Source organism: Variovorax sp. V118, assembly GCF_041154445.1.
Lineage (GTDB): Bacteria > Pseudomonadota > Gammaproteobacteria > Burkholderiales > Burkholderiaceae_C > Variovorax > Variovorax boronicumulans.
The window spans coordinates 3,316,341-3,333,755 of the sequence record NZ_AP028663.1 but is presented as its reverse complement, the minus strand read 5'-3'; the positions used below and the strand labels follow the sequence as shown (position 1 = coordinate 3,333,755).

Sequence of the window (17,415 nt, the reverse complement as noted above, 5' to 3'; positions counted from 1 at the left end):
TCAAGCCTCGGGGTCCGAGTCCGGCTCCGGATTGGGTCGCCTTCGATACGACCCCGGCGCCCCGCCGGTCCAGGTCTTGAACGCGCGCTGGAACGCCGCGCTGTCCGAAAAGCCCAGCTCCTCGGCCAGCGCCGCCAGCGGCACGGTGCTGGTGTTCAGGCGCACGATGGCCACGTCGCGCCGCAGCTGGTCCTTGAGCGACTGGAACGAGGTGCCCTCGGTCGTCAGGTGGCGCTGCAGGGTGCTCACCGACATGTGCAGGCTGCGCGCGGCCGTGGCCAGGTCGGCCCAGGCCGGGCGGTGCTGTTGCAGCACGGTGCGCACGCGTGCGCTCACGGCCAGTTCGCCCAGCGGCGGCAGGATCACGTGGGCCGGCGCGGCGGCCAGGAAGTCGCGCATGGCCCGCGCGTCGCGGCGGATCGGCGTGGCCAGCGCGCTGGCGTCGAACCATACGGCCGACAGCGGCTGGCCGAACTGCAGCGGCGCGGGAAACACCTTGTTGTAGCGCGCCGCGTAGGGCGGCTGCTCGAAACCGAAGTCGAAGCGGCGCGCCGTCAGTCGGCCGCCGTGCAGCCAGGCAAAGAGCCGCCAGTACACGCGCAGCATCAGCTCGTGCAGGAAGTTCAGCGGCGCGCTCGGCATGCCCTGCACCCGCAGGCCGAAGCCCGCAAGCGGCCCTTCGTGCAGCAGCACCATCTCGAGGTCGTCCTGCAGCAGGCTGAAGGTGCGGGCCACGCGCCGCAGCGCCACCTCGAGCGTGGGGGCACCCATCGTGGCGCGGGTCATGAGCGCGAAGCTGCCGCAGCGCAGGCGGCGCGACAGGAAGCACAGGGCCTCGTCGTCCAGCCGCTCCATCAGCAGCGCGAACAGCGCCACGTACTGCTCGGCCGTGACGCGCGCGCCCGGTGCATCGAGCAGGGTGGGGGCGATGCCGGCGTCCTGCAGCGCGGTGTCGATGCAGATCGGCGCGTCGTCGCCGCGCGCGCGCACGCCCGAGAGCATGCCCTGGACGAACACGATCGGGATGGTGACGGGCGGTTGCAGCATGCGTGATCGGATCAGACCCGGTGGCGGCGCGGGTGTCGATTGAGGTTTTCTGCCATGCGGGCGATGCGATGCGCAATCGCCGCGGCACGGCGCGGTTTCTACCATGCGCCTACACAAGAACCGAACGGAGACAACCGCCATGTACCTGACCCAGTCGCTGCACCGCAGCGTGCAGCAGCACCCCGACCGGATCGCCGTGCGCGCCGCCGGCCGCACCCTGAGCTTTCGCGCCTATGCCGAGCGCGTCGCGCGCCTGGCGGGCGCCCTGCAGGGGCTCGGCATGCAGCAGGGCGACCGCGTTGCCATGCTGGCGCTCAACTCGGCGCGCTACCTCGAATACCAGATGGCCGTGCCCTGGGGCGGCGGCGTGCTCAACCCCTGCAACATCCGCTGGTCGGCCGCTGAAATCCTGTATTCGCTCGAAGACTCGGGCTCTTCGCTGCTGCTGGTGGACGACACCTTCCGCGCGGTGGTCGAGCAGATGCGCGGGCAGGCGACCAGCCTGCGCGAGGTGATCTACTGCGGCGACGGCCCGACGCCGCCCGGCATGCTCGGCTACGAGGCGTTGCTGGAAGCCGCCTCGCCCGTGCCCGACGCCGGCCGCTGCGACGACGACCTGGCGGGCATCTTCTACACCGGCGGCACCACGGGTTTCCCCAAGGGCGTGATGCTGAGCCACACCAACATGGGCAGTTCGGCGCTGGCCCTGCACGCCGAGGGCCTGGCCTCGCCCGAGGGCTGCTACCTGCATGCCGCGCCGATGTTCCACCTGGCCGACATGGGCCTGGCCGCGCCGCACTGGCTGGAGGGCAACACGCACGCGATCATCCCGGCCTTCAGCCCCGAGGCGGTGCTGAACGCCATTGAACAAGACCGCGTCACGCACGCGCTGCTGGTGCCCACCATGATCCAGATGCTGGTGGACCATCCGGCGATGCGCGAGCCGCGCGACCTCGGCAGCCTGAAGTGCATCACCTACGGCGCCTCGCCGATCTCGGAGGCGGTGCTGACCCGCGCGATGGCAGCGTTCCCGGGCGTGGACTTCGTGCAGGCCTACGGCATGACCGAGCTGTCGCCGCTGGCGACCATCAACCCCGCACGCAACCACACGGCCGAAGGCCAGCGCCGGGGAAAGCTGCGCTCGGCGGGCCGCGCCAGCTACTGCACCGAGGTGCGCATCGTCGACGCCGAAGGCCTCGAGGTGCCGCGCGGCACCGTGGGCGAGGTCGCGGTGCGCGGCCCCAACGTGATGCAAGGCTACTGGAACCAGCCCGCGCAAACGGCCGCGGCCGTGCGCGGCGGCTGGATGCACACGGGCGACGGCGCCTACATGGACGACGACGGCTACATCTTCGTGGTCGACCGCCTGAAGGACATGATCATCAGCGGCGGCGAGAACATCTATTCGGCCGAGGTCGAGAACGCCATCAACCAGCATCCGGCCGTGGCGGCCTGCGCGGTCATCGGCATCCCCAGCGAGGAGTGGGGCGAGGCCGTGCATGCGGTGCTCGTGCTCAAGCCGGGCCAGCAGCTGGCGGACGAGGCGCTCATTGCGCATTGCAAGGCGCTGATTGCGAACTACAAATGCCCGCGCAGCGTGGCGGTGGTCGAGGCGCTGCCGCTGTCGGGTGCGGGCAAGGTGCTCAAGACCCGCCTGCGCGAACCGTTTTGGCAAGGGCGCCAACGAAGCGTAGCCTGAGCCCTGTGCCTCTTCCTCTTTCACTCGTTCATTCACTTCAGGAGCCCCTCATGAGCCAGGATGTCCACGTCGTCGGTGTCGGCATGATCCCCTTCACCAAGCCGGGCGCGAACCAGCCCTACCCGCAGATGGCCGCACACGCCACCAATGCCGCGCTGAAAGACGCCGGCATCGGCTATGAGCTGGTGCAGCAGGCCTACGTCGGCTACGTGTACGGCGATTCCACCGCCGGCCAGCGCGCGCTCTACGAAGTCGGTATGACCGGCATTCCGGTCGTCAACGTCAACAACAACTGCTCCACCGGCTCGACCGCGCTGTTCCTGGCGCGCCAGGCCGTGGCCAGCGGCGCGGCCGACTGCGTGCTGGCACTGGGCTTCGAGCACATGAGCCCCGGCGCGCTGGGTGCGGTGTTCAACGACCGCCCGAGCCCGTTCGACCACTTCGAATCGATCACCGACGAGCTGGTCGGCAACGAGCAGGTGCCGTTGGCGCTGCGCTACTTCGGCGGCGCGGGCCTGGCCCACATGCAGCAGTACGGCACGCAGATGTCGACCTTCGCGAAGATCCGCGCCAAGGCCAGCCGCCATGCATCGAACAACCCGGTGGCGCTGTTTCGCACTGTCGTCACCGAAGACGAGGTGATGGCTGCGCCCGTCATGTGGCCCGGCGTGATGACGCGGCTCATGGCCTGCCCACCGACCTGCGGCGCCGCAGCCGCCATCGTCTGCTCGCCGCGCTTCGCCGAACGCCACGGGCTGGACCGCAGCGTGCGCATCAAGGCCCAGGCCATGACGACCGACCGCGCCATCACCTTCGAGGCGCGCGACATGCGCGAGGTGGTGGGCTTCAGCATGGCGCAGGAGGCGGCGCAGAAGGTGTACGACGCGGCCGGTGTCGGCCCGCAGGACATCGACGTGGTCGAGCTGCACGACTGCTTTGCGCACAACGAGCTCATCAGCTACGAAGCGCTCGGCCTGTGCCCGGTGGGCGGCGCGGAGAAGTTCGTGGTCGATGGCGACAACACCTACGGCGGCAAGGTCGTCACCAACCCCTCGGGCGGCCTGCTGTCGAAGGGCCATCCGCTGGGCGCCACGGGTCTTGCGCAATGCACGGAGCTGGTCCAGCAGCTGCGCGGCAAGGCGGAGAAGCGCCAGGTCGAAGGCGCGCGGATGGCGCTGCAGCACAACCTCGGGTTGGGCGGCGCCTGCGTGGTCACGCTGTACGAACGCGTCTGAGGGCAGGGCCACCCATGATCGACAAGAAATGGATCGGCCACGAGCTGCCCGCGTCGGTGCTGCCCATCGAGCGCAGCCGGCTGCAGTTCTTCGCCAAGGCCATCGGCGAGACCGATCCGGTCTACACCGATGCCGCGGCGGCGCGCGACGCCGGCTACCCCGATCTGCCGGCACCGCCCACCTTCCTGTTCACCGCCGAGCTGGACTCGGGCACCTCGGACCAACTGCTCACCGACCTGCAGATTCCGTTGTCGAAGCTGCTGCACGGCGAGCAGAGCTTCAGCTACCACCGCCCCGCCTGCGTGGGCGACACGGTGACGGTGCGCTCGACCATCAGCGACATCTACGACAAGAAGAACGGCGCGCTCGAGTTCGTCGTCAAGACCTCGCGCGCCACCAACCAGCGCGACGAACTCGTGGCCGAACTGCGCACGGTGATCGTCTGCCGCCACTGAAGAAAGAACCTGCGATGACCCTCCGCTACGACACCGTCCACGTCGGCGACGAACTTCCCGCGCTGCAACTCCCGCCGGTGAACCGCACCACGCTCGCGCTCTTCGCGGGCGCTTCGGGCGACCACAACCCGATCCACATCGACACCGATTTCGCGCGCAAGGCCGGCATGCCCGACGTGTTCGCGCAGGGCATGCTGGGCATGGCCTGGCTCGGCCGGCTGCTCACGCAGTGGGTGCCGCAGGCGCAGCTGCGCCGCTTCGACGTGCGCTTCCAGGGCATCACGCACCTGGGCCATGCCGTGCGCTGCACCGGTCGCGTGGTCGAGAAGCTGGAGCACAACGGTGAGCGCTGCGTGCGCGTGGAAGTGCTCAGCGCCAACCAGCACGGCCAGACGCGCATCGCGGGCGAGGCGCTGGTGGCGCTGCGCTGACCCCTTGAACGAACGAATGAAAGAAGAGAGAAGAGACATGACACCCAAACTCGAAGGCAAGGTCGCCCTCATCACCGGCTCGGGCCGCGGCATCGGCCGCGCGATCGCCCTGAAGCTCGCCAGCGAAGGCGCGCGCGTTGTCGTCAACGACCTCGATGCCGAACCGGCCGACGAAACCGTGCAGGCCATCCGCGCCGCGGGCGGGCAGGCGGTGGCCTGCGTCGGCAGCGTGTCGGCGCCGGACTTCGCCGAGCGCTTCGTCGGCACGGCGGTGAACGAATTCAAGGGCCTGGACATCATCGTCAACAACGCCGGCTACACCTGGGACAGCGTGGTGCAGAAGATGACCGACGAGCAGTGGTACGCCATGATCGACGTGCACCTGACGGCGCCGTTTCGCATCCTGCGCGCCGCACAGCCCGTGATCCGTGCGCTGGCGAAAACCGAGGGCGAAGCGGGCCGGCGCGTGGTGCGCAAGGTGGTCAACATCTCGTCGGTGGCCGGGCTCTTCGGCAATGCGGGGCAGGCCAACTATTCGACCGCCAAGGCCGGCATCGTCGGCATGACGCAGACGCTGGCCAAGGAGTGGGGCCGCATGAACGTCACGGTGAACTGCGTGGCCTTCGGCTTCATCCAGACGCGGCTCACGGCCAGCACGGCCGAGGCCACCACGGCGAACATCGAGGGGCGCGAGATCAAGGTCGGCGTCAACCCCGGCCTGCTGGCGATGATGGAACAGTCGATCCCGCTGGGCCGCGGCGGCACGCCCGAAGAGGCGGCCGGCGCGGTGTACCTGTTGTGCGCGCCCGAGTCGGACTACGTGAGCGGCCAGACGCTCATGTGCACCGGTGGGCTCACGGGGATCTGAGATGCAGTTCGAAGAAGGCATTGCCTGGGGTGTGCAGGACGGCATCGGCCGCATCGTGCTGAAGCGGCCCGAACGTGCGAACTCGGTCTCGCTGGCGAGCAGCCATGCGCTGGCGCGCGCCATCGACGAGGTGCTCGAAGCGGCGCCGCGCGCCATCCTGCTGACGGGCGAGGGCCGCGTGTTCTGCGCGGGCGGCGACATCGACAGCTTCGTGGCGGCGGGCGACAAGCTGCCCGAGCTGGTCGACGCCATCCTCGACCGGCTGCATCCCGCGCTGCTGCGGCTGGCGCAAAACCCGGCGCCGCTGGTGGTGGCGGTGAACGGCACGGTGGGCGGCGCCGGCGTGGGGCTGGCGCTGTGCGGCGACTTTGTGCTCGCCACCGAGTCGATGAAGCTGCGCACGGGCTACGCGGCCATCGGGCTGTCGCCGGACGCGGGGAGTTCGTATTTCCTGTCGCGCCGCATCGGGCCGGTGCGCGCGCAGCAATGGCTGATGCTGAGCGACCCGATCGACGGCGCGCGCTGCCTGGCGGCGGGCGCGGTCGATGCGCTGTACCCGGACGCCGAACTGGCGGCGGCTGCCGAAGCGCTGGTGACGCGGCTGGCGAACGGTGCCACCGCATCGTTCGCGGGCATCAAGGCGCTGTGCGGGGGGGCCGCCGAGCGCCCGATCGAAGAACACTTCGAGATGGAACACCGCCTGCTGCGCCGACGCGCGGGCAGCGCGGATGGGCGCGAAGGCGTGAGGGCCTTCACCGAGAAGCGCGCGCCGCGCTTCTCGGGCCGCTGAGCGCGGCGGGCTGCTGCAGGCTCAGCTCTTCTTCTTGAAGAGCTTCGTGAGGCCCCACAGCGCCGCGCCGCCGGCCACCACGGCGACCTTCGCGAACTTGGCCAGGAAGGCGAGGGCGACCGCGAACAGGCCCAGCTTCTTCGCGGCCGCGCCGGCCACCAGCGCGGCCAGGCCGTAGGCGGCGACCTTGTCGGTGGACGCGTTGAAGTCCGCGTACTTCTTGCCGTCGTCGTACTGCAGCGCGCCGAGCAGCTGGGTGGCGTCGGGCTTGTACTTCTCGAGGTCGTTCGCGTTGGTGATGAGGTTCAGGCTCAGGTAGCCCTCGCGGCCCAGTGCGTAGGTGTTGTAGTTGACGCCGGGGTTGCCGCCGTCGCTGCCCTTCTTCTTCGACAGGGCCGACCACACCAGCCGGTGCGTCGCGGCGTCGTACTGCGGCTTCTGCGCCCAGCCCGTGACCTCGATGCCCGGGATGCCGCGCTTGGCGCGTTCCTCGTTCGCGGCTTCGGTGCCTTCCTTCAGGCTGGTGAGCAGCTCGTCGGCGTTCCAGTCCTTGGCGTCGTCGTCCTTGATGTAGCCCTCTTTCACGAACTTCACGACCGCCATCCAGTCGCCGTCGTCGGCGGGGAAGATCGCGCCGATGAAGGTGTCGTCGGTGCGGTTGCCCATGCTGCGCATGAGTTGCGCGGCGGCGGGCGTTGGCACCCAGACGTAGCCGGCGGGCAGCTTCAGGTGGGCCTGGTCGCGCAGCGTGATGTCGGCGGGGCCGGCTTTCTGCACGGCCTTGGCGGCCTTGAAGGCGGCTTCCTGCTCGGCTTCGAGCGAGCTCGCGGTCGAGGTTGTGGAAGCGGTGGTGGGGGATGCGGCGTTGCTGAGGTTGGTGGCCGTCAGGGCGCACGCGAACAGCAAGCCGGCCGTCAGGCGGGCAGTATGAATACGCAAGTTCTCTCTCCTCGGTTGTTGTCGTTTCTGGTGAGACGCGAGGAGTTTATCGGCGCGCAAAGCCGCGCCGGCCGTGGGTTTCAGGGCCAGGGCGTGGGCGGCGGAATCTCGCAGACTGGCTCGACGTCGATGCTCTTGAAGTCGGCCGGTGAGACGATTTCCAGGTACTCCATGTCGGGCGAGTAGTCGAAGAGAAAGTGGCGGATGCCGGGGCGCTGGTGCACCACGTCGCCGGCCTCGACGCGCGTCTCCTTGTCTTCGTACATGAAGCGCGCCCAGCCCTTGAGCATGATGACGATCTGGAAGTCCGCCTCGTGGCGGTGCCAGCCGGTGCCCGTTTCCGGTGCCATGTTGGCCTTGACCAGGTGCGCGATCACCTTGCCGTGCGTGGCGGCCGCAATGCCGAGGTCGCGGTACAGGAAGAAGTCTCGCAACCCGCCCGAGACGTAGTCGGTGTCACCGGGCTTGACGTGGGAGAACTGGGTGGCGGTTCGGTCCAGCATGGGCGCTCCTTCGCGGGGGATGATGCTGCGATGCAGCATGCATAAACCGTTCCTGCGCACGGCCCATTGCTTGACGGCCTGCGGGCCGCTCCAGATACTCAACCGCATGGTTCACTCAGATGCCCTGGACGCCGTGTTTGCGGCCCTGTCCGACCCGACCCGCCGCAGCGTGCTCGAAGCGCTGGGCGAGGGCGGCCTCAGCGTGACCGAGCTGGCCGAACCGCACGGCATGTCGCTGACCGGCTTCATGAAGCACCTGCGCGTGCTCGAAGGCGCTGGCCTCATCTCGCGCACGAAGGCGGGCCGCGTCGTGCGCTGCGAGCTGTCGCCGGGCCCGATGCAGGAGGCTGCCGTGTGGCTCTCGCGCTACGAGAAGTTCTGGACCGGCCGCCTCGATGCCCTGGCGCGCTTTCTCTACCACCAGGAGGACACCGAATGGCGAAACCTTCCCCCGGCCCCACCGCCGGCCCCAGCACCGATCGCCCCTCGCTCACGCTCCGCCGGCACTTCCGCGTCAGCCCCGCCAAAGTCTGGCGCGCGTGGACCGACCCGCAAGCGCTGAAGCACTGGTTCGGCCCCGAGGAGATCGTCGACGTGCCGCTGGCCGAGGTCGACCTGCGCGTGGGCGGGCGCTTTCGCGTGACCATGTTGGCGGCCGACGGTGAGACGCACGACGTGAGCGGCACGTACCTCGAGGTCGTGCCCGAGCGCCGGCTGGTCTTCAGCTGGGCCTGGCGCAGCACGCCCGAGCGCGAGTCGCGTGTCACGGTGCAGCTCGAGCCCGACGCGGGCGGCTGCGAGCTCGTGCTCATGCACCAGCAGTTCTTCGACGAAGCGGCGCGCGACGGCCACAACCATGGCTGGACCGGCTCCCTCGTCAAGCTCGAGAGTTGGTTGCTCGCCGGCGACACCGGGTGACGGAACAACCGACGGCGATCGCCGACACGCTCGACGCGATCTACCGCACCGAGTCGCGCCGCATCTTCGCCACGCTGGTGCGCCTGCTGGGCGATTTCGACTTGGCCGAAGAAGCCCTGCACGACGCCTTTCGCGCCGCGCTCGAGCAATGGCCGCGCGAAGGCGTGCCGACCAACCCGCGCGCCTGGCTGGTGTCGGCGGGGCGCTTCAAATCGATCGACGGCATCCGCCGGCAGGCGCGCTTCACGGCGTGGGACGACGCCACCGCCCACACCGACACGCTGGCCGACCCCGCGCCCGCCTGGCACGAGGCCGACCCCGATGCCGACGCGCTCGAGGACGACCGCCTGCGCCTGGTCTTCACCTGCTGCCACCCCGCGCTCGCGCCCGACGCCCAGGTGGCGCTCACGCTGCGCGAGGTCTGCGGGCTGGCGACCGAGGAGATCGCGCGCGCCTTTCTCGTGCCCGCGCCCACCATCGCGCAGCGCATCGTGCGGGCCAAGGCGCGCATCCGCGATGCGGGCATTCCGTACCAGGTGCCGGGCCTGGCCGAGTTGCCCGAACGGCTCGACGCCGTGCTGCGCGTGGTGTACCTCGTGTTCAACGAAGGCTACGCGGCCTCGTCGGGCCAGAGCGTGACGCGCGCCGACCTCTCGGCCGAGGCGATCCGCCTCGGGCGGCTGGTGGCCGAGCTGCTGCCCGACCCCGAGGCGCTGGGCCTGCTCGCGCTGATGCTGCTGCACGACGCGCGCCGCGCCGCACGCACCTCTGCGCAGGGCGAGCTTGTGCTGCTCGACGCGCAGGACCGCAGCCTGTGGCATCGCGGGCAGATCGGGGAGGGCGCGGCGCTGGTCGAGCGTGCGCTGCTGTCGCGCCGCTTCGGCCCGTACACCTTGCAGGCCGCCATCGCCGCGGTGCACGCCGAAGCGGCCGAGGCCGCCGCCACCGACTGGCCGCAGATCGTCGGCCTGTACGACGTGCTGCTGCGGCTCGACCCCTCGCCCGTGGCCGAGCTCAACCGCGCGGCGGCCGTGGCGATGCGCGACGGGCCGGCGGCCGGGCTGGCGCTGATCGATGCGCTGCTCGCGCGCGGCGAGCTGGCCCGCTACCACCTGGCGCACGGCGCGCGTGCCGAACTGTGCCGGCGCCTGGGCCGTACCGATGACGCGCGTGAGGCTTATCTGCAGGCACTGTCGCTGGTCCGCCAGCAGCCCGAGCGGCAGTTCCTGGAGCGGCAGCTGGCCTCGCTGCCCGACACGAAAAATTTTTGACAGCCCTTGTCGATTCCGGCCGTCGCCGTTCGACCAGTGATGTCCTCACTCAAATTTGCAAGGAGATTCCGCATGAAATACCTCTGCCTCGTTCACTGCGACGAAGCGGTGCTTCGCGCGCTGCCGCCCGACGAGCGCCGTGCGCTCAATGCCGACTCGATGGCCTACGACCGCCTGCTCGAAGCCGCTGGCCACTTCATCGCCGCCGAGGCGCTGAGCCCGGTGCGCGCCGCCAAGGTCGTGCAGGTGCGCCAGGGCCAGCGCTCGCACGTCGACGGTCCGTACGCCGAAGCGCGCGAGCAGCTGTGCGGCTTCATCCTGGTCGAGGCGCGCGACCTGAACGCCGCGATCCAGCTGGCGGGCCGCATCCCGATGGCGCGCTACGGCGCCATCGAAGTGCGTCCCATCGAGGTCATGGAAATGATCGAAAACCCCGAGGGGAATGCCGCATGAGATACCTTTGCCTGATCTACGGAACCGACGCGCAGACGAGCCACTTCTCGGCGCAGGACATGGACCACTACATCAACGAACACATCGACTACGACGCCCACCTGCAGGCGCTCGGCAAGCTCGTCGTGGCCGAGGCCTTGCAGCCGGCCGGCACGGCGGTCACGGTGCGCATGCGCAGCGACAAACTCTCGGTCACCGACGGGCCGTTCGCTGAAACCAGCGAGCAGCTGGGCGGCTTCTACCTGGTCGAGGCCGACAGCGAAGAAGAGGCGCTGCAGCTCGCGGCCGGCATTCCCTCGGCGCGCTTGAGCAGCATCGAGGTGCGCAAGGCCTGGTCGGCAAGCGACAGCGGAGCCGGCCCATGAGCGGCGCACTCGACCGGGCGGCGCCCGCCCGCGCCACGGCGCGCGAATGGACCGGGCTGGCGGTCATCGCGCTGCCCTGCATGCTCTATTCGATGGACCTCACGGTGCTGAACCTGGCGATCCCGTCGATCAGCGAAGACCTCAAGCCGACCGCCTCGCAGCTGCTGTGGATCGTCGACATCTACGGCTTCTTCGTGGCCGGCCTGCTGGTCACCATGGGCACGCTGGGCGACCGCATCGGGCGGCGCCGGCTGCTGCTGATCGGCGCGGTGGCGTTCGGCGTGGCCTCGGTGCTCGCGGCCTTCTCGACCAGCGCCAACATGCTGATCGCCACGCGCGCGCTGCTGGGCGTGGCGGGGGCGACGCTGGCGCCGTCCACGCTCTCGCTGATCCGCAACATGTTCCTCGACCCGGCGCAGCGCACCGTGGCCATCGGCGTGTGGATCTCGAGCTACTCGGCCGGCGCCGTCATCGGCCCGGTGCTGGGCGGCGTGCTGCTGCAGTTCTTTCCGTGGGGCTCGGTGTTCCTCATCGGCGTGCCGGTGATGGTGCTGCTGCTGGCGCTCGGGCCGTGGCTCTTGCCCGAGTACCGCGATCCCGACGCGGGCGCGCTCGACCTGGCCAGCGTGGCGCTCTCGCTGGGCGCGGTGCTGGCGGCCATCTACGGCATCAAGCAGGTGGCCGAGCACGGGCCCGACGCGGTGTCGCTGCTGGCCATCGCGGCCGGTGCGCTGCTGGGCTGGCTGTTCGCGCGCCGGCAGGGGCGGCTGGCCAACCCGATGATCGACCTGCGCCTGTTCAGGCTGCCGGCCTTCAGCGTCTCGCTGGGGGCGTACATGCTGGCCTGCTTCGTGATGTTCGGGCTCTTTCTGTACAACGCGCAGTACCTGCAGCTGGTGCTCGGCCTGCCGCCGCTGGCGGCGGGCCTGTGGAGCATGCCGGGCGCCGGCGCCTTCATCGTCGGCTCGATGATCGTGCCCGCGCTCACGCGGCGCCTGTGCCCGGCCTACGTGATGGGCGGCGGGCTGGGCGTGGCGGCGCTGGGCTTCGGCATGCTGGTGCTGCTGCCGGCGCAGGGCGGGCTGGCCTGGATGGTGACGAGCGCGGTCATCTCTTCGCTCGGCCTGGCGCCGGTGTTCACCTTGGCCACCGATCTGGTCGTGGGCAGCGCACCGCCCGAGCGGGCGGGCGTGGCCTCGGCCATCTCGGAGACCAGCTCCGAGTTCGGTGGAGCGCTGGGCATCGCCATCCTCGGCAGCGTCGGCGCGGCGATCTACCGCGCGGCCATGGCCGACGCCGTACCCGCCGGCCTGGCCGGTGCGGCGGCGGTCGAAGCCGCCCGCAGCACGCTGGGCGGAGCGGTCGCGCTGGCCGGGGAACTGCCCGGTACCACCGGCGCCGCGCTGCTCGACACCGGGCGCGAGGCGCTGCTGCGCGCCCTGCGGCTGGTGGCCGGCCTGTGCGCGGTGGTGCTGCTGTTCGTCGGCGTGCTGGTGGCGGTGCGGCTGCGCAGCGTGGGCGCGTCGCATGCGCAAGAGGGCGCGGTACCCCCGGGCGGTGCCGCATTGCCGGAGCGTTGACGAGCCTCCATACTGGGGCTTCCACGACGCACCCCACGACCGAACGGAGGCCCCATGAGCAACGAACTGCGCAAGAAGCTGCATGACCTGGCGGAACTGTCCGACAGCACCTCCGACCCGCAGACCAAGGCCATCGTCGAGGCGATCCGGCTGCAGACGGCGGTGTTGAACGAGCGGCTGTTCAGCATCGAGCTGCAGCTGGGCGTGCTCGCCAAGCGCATGGAAAACACCACCGACTGAGTCGGCTGCTGCTTTGTGGGGATAATCCCCGCCATGAGCGGCAACACCTTCGGAACTCTCTTCGCGGTCACCAATTTCGGCGAGTCGCACGGCCCGGCCATCGGCTGCGTGATCGACGGCTGCCCCCGGGCATGGCCCTGAGCGAGGCCGACATCCAGGGCGACCTCGACCGCCGGCGCCCCGGCACCAGCCGCCACGTCACCCAGCGCAACGAGCCCGACGCGGTGCAGATCCTGTCCGGCGTGTACGAGGGCAAGACCACCGGCACGCCCATTGCGCTGCTGATCCAGAACACCGACCAGCGCAGCAAGGACTACGGGCAGATCGCCCAGCAGTTCCGCCCCGGCCACGCCGACTTCACCTACTGGAAGAAATACGGCATCCGCGATCCGCGCGGCGGCGGGCGTTCTTCGGCGCGCCTCACGGCGCCCATGGTCGCGGCCGGCGCGGTCGCCAAGAAATGGCTGGCCGAAAAATACGGGATGGTGTTCCGCGGCTGCATGACGCAGATCGGCGAGATCGCCATTCCCTTCGAGAACTGGGGCCACGTCCCGAACAACCCCTTCTTCGCCCCCATCGCCGACGTGAGCGCGCTGGAGGACTACATGGACCGCCTGCGCAAGGCCGGCGACTCGTGCGGCGCTCGCATCCGCGTCACTGCCACGAACGTGCCCGTGGGCCTGGGCGAGCCGCTCTTTGACAAGCTCGACGCTGAGATCGCCTACGCCATGATGGGCATCAACGCCGTGAAGGCCGTGGAAATCGGCGCCGGCTTCGACAGCGTCACGCAGCGCGGCACCACGCACGGCGACTCGATCACGCCGACGGGTTTCCTCAGCAACAACGCGGGCGGCATTTTGGGCGGCATCAGCTCGGGGCAGGACCTCGAGGTGAGCATCGCGATCAAGCCCACCAGCTCGATCATCAGCCCGCGCCAGTCCATCGATGTGAACAACAACCCCGTCGAAGTCATCACCAAGGGCCGCCACGACCCGTGCGTGGGCATCCGCGCCACGCCCATCGCCGAAGCCATGCTCGCGCTGGTGGTGATGGAGCATGTGCTGCGCAACCGCGCGCAGTGCGGCGACGTGAACCCGCCCGTCGAGAAGAGCGAAGCTGCGTCGCCGCAGTCGTCTTTCCTGTAGTGTCCGCCGCGCCACCTGTGGCCGCCGGGCGCGGCCACCTGTTGGCATTCGCTGGCCTGTCGGCCAGCTACTTCGCGCACATCGGTTTCTTCAACCCCTACCTGCCGCTGTGGCTCAAGGACCTGGGCCTGCCGATCTTCACGATCAGCCTGCTGGCCTCGGTGCAATCGATCACGCGCGTCTTCGCGCCTTATGCCTGGGGCGCGCTCAGCGACCACACCGGCCAGCGCGTGAAGCTGCTGCGCTTCAGCGCCGCGGTGGCGCTGGCCAGCTCCTTCGGCCTGTGGTGGCATGGCGGCGCTTGGTGGCTCGCGCTGGTGCTGCTCGTGATGTTCACGCACACCAGTTCGATGATGTCGCTCACCGAAGCGGCCATGGCGCAGATCGTCGCGGGCGACTGGGGCCGCTACGGGCGCATCCGCCTGTGCGGCTCGGCCGGCTTCCTGGTCACCGTGTTCGTCGCGGGCGAGTGGTTCGAGCGCTTCGGCATGAAGCACTTCCCGTACTGGGCCGCCGGCACGCTGGCCGTGGTGCTGCTCGCGACGATGAAGCTGCCCGACCTGCGCGAACCGCCGGCCGCGCACGACGCCGTGAAGGAGCCCATCGGCCCCGTGCTGCGCATCCCTGCCGTGCGATGGTTCTTTGCATCGCTGTTCTTCCAGGTGATGTCGCACTTCTCGGTGTACGCGTTCTTCTCGCTGTACCTCGATTCGATCGGCTACGGCAAGAGCACCATCGGCCTCTTGTGGGCGCTGTCGGTGGTGGCCGAGATCGTCTGGTTCTTCCTGCAGGGCCGGCTCATCGGCCTGTTGCCGATGCCGCGCTGGATGCTGGTGTGCGGCATCGCGGGGGTGGCGCGGCTCGGCCTCACGGCCGGGCTCGGCGGCTTCATCGCGGCGCTGGTCATCGCGCAGTGGCTGCATGCGCTGAGCTTCGCGGCGCACCACACGGCCTGCATCGCCGTGGTGTCGCGTCGCTTCCCCGGCCACCTGCGCGGACGCGGGCAGGCGCTGTTCACGGTGATCGGCTACGGCTTCGGCGGCGTGCTGGGCGTGCTGCTCGGCGGGGCGGTGGCGCAGGAGCTGGGCTACCGCACGATGTTCGCGCTGGCGGCGTTGCTGGCGGTGGCGGGGACGCTGTGTGCGTGGCGGATGGTGGTGCTCGAGCCGTCGGGGCGCGTGGCCAAGGCCTGAGCCGGGTTCAGGGGAGGGCGCTTCGGGGGCGAAGTGTCATGGGCCGTACATGACCGAGTCATGGCCGCGACCTACGCTGGGTGCTTCCCAACGTTTTCTCTTGTCATGTCCGATTCCGTCGATCCGCGCGGCGCACGCGCGCTTGCGCTTTCCCCGTCTTCTTCTTCCCCCTCCGCTCCCGACACCGAACGCGTCCCGCAACGCCGGCAGATGCTCAAGCTCGGCGCCTCCCTGCTCACCGTCGGCGGCAGCAGCGCCCTCATCGCCGCCTGCGGCGGTGGTGGTGGCGGTGGCGCCGGCTTCGGCCCGCTGCCGGCCCCCGCACCGGCGCCCAACCCGCCCGCGCCGGAACCCGTCGTGAGCAAGCGTTCGAGCTTCGCGCTGGCCGTGATGCCCGACACCCAGTTCTACGCGCGCTACGCCACCGCCGCCGAGAGCGACCAGTACGACAAGCGTTTCGGCAGTGCGCCCTTCGCGGCGCAGACGAAGTGGATCGCCGCCAACGCCAAGGCGCTGCACATTCCCTTCACCATCCACCTCGGCGACGTGGTCGACCAGGTCGGCAAGCCCGACCAATGGAAGGTGGCCGATGCCGCCATGAAGGTGCTCGAAGACGCGAAGCTGCCCTACAGCGTGCTGGCCGGCAACCACGACGTGCTGAACGACGTCGACTACGGCGTCGACCCCGTCAACGGCACCGACGCCGCACGCAACCTGGCCGCCGAGCCCTACTTGCAGTGGTTCGGCACCGAGCGCGCGAAGAAGCAGGCCACCTTCGGCGCGCGCGACACCAGCGGCTTCCACGAGTACCACGTGTTCGAGGCGCAGGGCCAGAAGTTCATGGTGCTGTCGCTGTCGTGGCGCGTGTCCGACGCGGGCATCGTGTGGGCGCGGCAGGTGATCGCGAAGAACCCGACGCTGCCCGTGATCCTGGTCAACCACCAGCTGCTCAACATCGCGCCCGACGGCACCAGCCCGCTGGAAACCGACTACGGCAAGATGCTGTGGGAGAAGCTGATCCGCGACAACGACCAGATCTTCATGACGCTCAACGGCCACCACCACGGCGCCGCGCACCTCACGAAGACGAACGACTTCGGCCACAAGGTCGAGGAGATGGTGGTCGACTACCAGATGGCCTACCAGGGCGGCAACGGCCTGATGCGCCTGTACGAGTTCGACCTGACGAACAAGCAGATCAAGGTGCTGTCGTTCTCGCCCTGGGTGCCGCAAAAGCCCGCCGCCACGCTGAACGCCTTCGACCAGGCCGTGCTCACCACGCCCAACGAGGCCTTCACCATCGAGATGGATTTCGCGCAGCGCTTCGCCGGCTTCAACAAGGGCTTTGCCGCGGGCGAGGCCACGGTCGAGCAGTCGCTGGTCGAGCAGGCGAAGGCGCTGATCCTGGCCAACTACAAGGACCCCGAGGCCACCGTGCAGCGGCCCGCCGTCGATGCGGAGGACTACCCCAAGGTCGCGAACACGTTGGCGCACTGGCGCTTCGTCGGCGGTGCGGTGAACCAGCCGGTGCTGCCGGGCACCGTGATCGCGGACGTGACGGGGACCAATCCGCTGCGTCGCGATGCCCTGAACCAGAGCGTCATCCGCAATGCCGCCGACGGCGACATCATCTGGACGGACGACCGCCACCGCCTCTCGGCCGCGCCGGGCTCGGTGCGTTTCCGAAACACCAACAAGAACGCACCGCCGCGGATGAGCTACTTCCTCACCGATCCGGCGGCGCCCATCAACGCGCACACGCTGGACCAGGGTTACACGGTCGAAGCCTTCGTGAAGATCGACAAGGCCTGGACCAGCAAGGACCACGCGTGGATGAACATCATGACGCGCGACGGCCGCAGCGGGAACCTGCCCGGTTTCCAGGGCGACGGCGACGCGCCGCCGATGCTGTTCGCCATCTCGAGCCTGCGCGAAGTGCAATGGGAGGTCGTGCCGAGCCCGGCAGGAACCCCTTATGCAAAGACCAACTGGTCGGGCGAGGTCATCGCCGACCGCTGGGTGCACATCGCGATCGTCAACGACCCGGTGTCGCACGACACCACGATGTACGTCGAAGGCGCGCCGGTGCTGCGCAACACCGCGGCGGCGCAGGGCCTGGCCTCGCTCTCGGCCACCGCGCAATGGGTGGTGGGCGGCGGCTCCTGGAACAACGACCGCTCCGACGGCTTCTTCGGCAACATCGGCGAAGTGCGCGTGGTGGCCTCGGCCCTGGCGCCGTCGCAGTGGTTGACGGCGCGCAGGGCGGGTTGAGCGCCCTGCGGG

17 protein-coding genes and 2 pseudogenes are annotated in these 17,415 nt (G+C 69.5%); 16 read left to right on the top strand and 3 right to left on the bottom strand.

Annotation, left to right across the window (positions count from 1 at the left end; all coding sequences use genetic code 11):
- A complete protein-coding gene (locus ACAM52_RS15480) occupies positions 1–1,047 on the bottom strand; it encodes an AraC family transcriptional regulator (RefSeq protein WP_369647553.1) in 1,047 nt (348 codons plus the stop codon).
- A gap of 139 nt (positions 1,048–1,186) precedes the next feature.
- Between ACAM52_RS15480 and ACAM52_RS15475 the strand changes: the two genes are divergently transcribed.
- Genes ACAM52_RS15475 through ACAM52_RS15450 form a run of 6 tightly spaced genes read left to right on the top strand, consistent with a single transcriptional unit; the run spans position 1,187 to position 6,525 of the window.
- Positions 1,187–2,746 (top strand): long-chain-fatty-acid--CoA ligase, encoded by a 1,560-nt coding sequence (locus ACAM52_RS15475; protein WP_369647552.1) that lies wholly within the window; start codon positions 1,187–1,189, stop codon positions 2,744–2,746.
- 50 nt (positions 2,747–2,796) lie between these two features.
- Positions 2,797–3,981 (top strand): lipid-transfer protein, encoded by a 1,185-nt coding sequence (locus tag ACAM52_RS15470; RefSeq protein ID WP_369647551.1) that lies wholly within the window; start codon positions 2,797–2,799, stop codon positions 3,979–3,981.
- A gap of 14 nt (positions 3,982–3,995) precedes the next feature.
- Positions 3,996–4,436 carry a MaoC family dehydratase N-terminal domain-containing protein gene (locus ACAM52_RS15465; RefSeq protein ID WP_369647550.1) on the top strand — a complete coding sequence of 147 codons (441 nt, stop codon included), beginning with the start codon at positions 3,996–3,998 and terminating at the stop codon, positions 4,434–4,436.
- Positions 4,437–4,450: 14 nt separating this feature from the next.
- The gene (locus ACAM52_RS15460) at positions 4,451–4,867 is read left to right on the top strand and encodes a MaoC family dehydratase (RefSeq protein ID WP_369647549.1); all 417 of its coding nucleotides are present in this window, start codon (positions 4,451–4,453) and stop codon (positions 4,865–4,867) included.
- A 37-nt stretch (positions 4,868–4,904) separates the two neighbouring features.
- On the top strand, positions 4,905–5,735 hold the full coding sequence (locus ACAM52_RS15455) for an SDR family NAD(P)-dependent oxidoreductase (RefSeq protein WP_062475766.1): 831 nt from the start codon (positions 4,905–4,907) through the stop codon (positions 5,733–5,735).
- Between the two features lies 1 nt (position 5,736).
- Positions 5,737–6,525: an enoyl-CoA hydratase/isomerase family protein gene (locus ACAM52_RS15450; RefSeq protein ID WP_369647548.1), complete on the top strand. Its 789-nt coding sequence runs from the start codon at positions 5,737–5,739 to the stop codon at positions 6,523–6,525.
- A gap of 21 nt (positions 6,526–6,546) precedes the next feature.
- Here the strand turns inward: ACAM52_RS15450 and ACAM52_RS15445 are convergent, their stop codons facing one another.
- Positions 6,547–7,464 (bottom strand): DUF2167 domain-containing protein, encoded by a 918-nt coding sequence (locus ACAM52_RS15445; RefSeq protein WP_369647547.1) that lies wholly within the window; start codon positions 7,462–7,464, stop codon positions 6,547–6,549.
- A gap of 80 nt (positions 7,465–7,544) precedes the next feature.
- Positions 7,545–7,967: a cupin domain-containing protein gene (locus ACAM52_RS15440; RefSeq protein ID WP_159277439.1), complete on the bottom strand. Its 423-nt coding sequence runs from the start codon at positions 7,965–7,967 to the stop codon at positions 7,545–7,547.
- On the opposite strand from ACAM52_RS15440, the pseudogene ACAM52_RS15435 reads away from it, so the two are divergent.
- The 10 genes and pseudogenes from ACAM52_RS15435 to ACAM52_RS15390 form a co-directional block, all read left to right on the top strand.
- A pseudogene (locus tag ACAM52_RS15435) lies at positions 7,966–8,253 on the top strand (ArsR/SmtB family transcription factor); the annotation flags it as partial. The gene ACAM52_RS15440 and the pseudogene ACAM52_RS15435 overlap by 2 nt on opposite strands.
- A gap of 149 nt (positions 8,254–8,402) precedes the next feature.
- A complete protein-coding gene (locus tag ACAM52_RS15430; protein ID WP_369647546.1) occupies positions 8,403–8,885 on the top strand; it encodes an SRPBCC domain-containing protein in 483 nt (160 codons plus the stop codon).
- The gene (locus ACAM52_RS15425; protein ID WP_369647545.1) at positions 8,882–10,156 is read left to right on the top strand and encodes an RNA polymerase sigma factor; all 1,275 of its coding nucleotides are present in this window, start codon (positions 8,882–8,884) and stop codon (positions 10,154–10,156) included. Before ACAM52_RS15430 ends, ACAM52_RS15425 begins: the two co-directional genes overlap by 4 nt.
- A gap of 72 nt (positions 10,157–10,228) precedes the next feature.
- Positions 10,229–10,609 carry a YciI family protein gene (locus ACAM52_RS15420; protein WP_095744822.1) on the top strand — a complete coding sequence of 127 codons (381 nt, stop codon included), beginning with the start codon at positions 10,229–10,231 and terminating at the stop codon, positions 10,607–10,609.
- Positions 10,606–10,974 carry a YciI family protein gene (locus tag ACAM52_RS15415; RefSeq protein WP_070059433.1) on the top strand — a complete coding sequence of 123 codons (369 nt, stop codon included), beginning with the start codon at positions 10,606–10,608 and terminating at the stop codon, positions 10,972–10,974. Before ACAM52_RS15420 ends, ACAM52_RS15415 begins: the two co-directional genes overlap by 4 nt.
- Complete coding sequence (locus ACAM52_RS15410) at positions 10,971–12,554, top strand: MFS transporter (RefSeq protein ID WP_369647544.1); 1,584 nt, start codon at positions 10,971–10,973, stop codon at positions 12,552–12,554. The genes ACAM52_RS15415 and ACAM52_RS15410 overlap by 4 nt, the downstream gene beginning before the upstream one ends.
- A gap of 54 nt (positions 12,555–12,608) precedes the next feature.
- Positions 12,609–12,794, top strand: a complete 186-nt coding sequence (locus ACAM52_RS15405) for a hypothetical protein (protein ID WP_056583411.1) — start codon at positions 12,609–12,611, stop codon at positions 12,792–12,794.
- 33 nt (positions 12,795–12,827) lie between these two features.
- Positions 12,828–13,939, top strand: a pseudogene (gene aroC, locus ACAM52_RS15400) (chorismate synthase).
- Entirely contained in the window at positions 13,939–15,132 is a 1,194-nt protein-coding gene (locus ACAM52_RS15395; RefSeq protein ID WP_369647543.1) for an MFS transporter, read from the top strand. The pseudogene aroC and the gene ACAM52_RS15395 overlap by 1 nt, the downstream one beginning before the upstream one ends.
- Before the next feature lie 105 nt (positions 15,133–15,237).
- Positions 15,238–17,403, top strand: a complete 2,166-nt coding sequence (locus ACAM52_RS15390) for a LamG-like jellyroll fold domain-containing protein (RefSeq protein ID WP_369647542.1) — start codon at positions 15,238–15,240, stop codon at positions 17,401–17,403.
- Positions 17,404–17,415: the final 12 nt, after the last annotated feature.

Coding starts and splice junctions, on each gene's coding strand:
- ACAM52_RS15480 (WP_369647553.1), bottom strand. CDS start 1,047: ATGCTGCAACCGCCCGTCACCATCCCGATCGTGTTCGTCCAGGGCATG.
- ACAM52_RS15475 (WP_369647552.1), top strand. CDS start 1,187: ATGTACCTGACCCAGTCGCTGCACCGCAGCGTGCAGCAGCACCCCGAC.
- ACAM52_RS15470 (WP_369647551.1), top strand. CDS start 2,797: ATGAGCCAGGATGTCCACGTCGTCGGTGTCGGCATGATCCCCTTCACC.
- ACAM52_RS15465 (WP_369647550.1), top strand. CDS start 3,996: ATGATCGACAAGAAATGGATCGGCCACGAGCTGCCCGCGTCGGTGCTG.
- ACAM52_RS15460 (WP_369647549.1), top strand. CDS start 4,451: ATGACCCTCCGCTACGACACCGTCCACGTCGGCGACGAACTTCCCGCG.
- ACAM52_RS15455 (WP_062475766.1), top strand. CDS start 4,905: ATGACACCCAAACTCGAAGGCAAGGTCGCCCTCATCACCGGCTCGGGC.
- ACAM52_RS15450 (WP_369647548.1), top strand. CDS start 5,737: ATGCAGTTCGAAGAAGGCATTGCCTGGGGTGTGCAGGACGGCATCGGC.
- ACAM52_RS15440 (WP_159277439.1), bottom strand. CDS start 7,967: ATGCTGGACCGAACCGCCACCCAGTTCTCCCACGTCAAGCCCGGTGAC.
- ACAM52_RS15430 (WP_369647546.1), top strand. CDS start 8,403: ATGGCGAAACCTTCCCCCGGCCCCACCGCCGGCCCCAGCACCGATCGC.
- ACAM52_RS15420 (WP_095744822.1), top strand. CDS start 10,229: ATGAAATACCTCTGCCTCGTTCACTGCGACGAAGCGGTGCTTCGCGCG.
- ACAM52_RS15415 (WP_070059433.1), top strand. CDS start 10,606: ATGAGATACCTTTGCCTGATCTACGGAACCGACGCGCAGACGAGCCAC.
- ACAM52_RS15410 (WP_369647544.1), top strand. CDS start 10,971: ATGAGCGGCGCACTCGACCGGGCGGCGCCCGCCCGCGCCACGGCGCGC.
- ACAM52_RS15405 (WP_056583411.1), top strand. CDS start 12,609: ATGAGCAACGAACTGCGCAAGAAGCTGCATGACCTGGCGGAACTGTCC.
- ACAM52_RS15390 (WP_369647542.1), top strand. CDS start 15,238: ATGTCCGATTCCGTCGATCCGCGCGGCGCACGCGCGCTTGCGCTTTCC.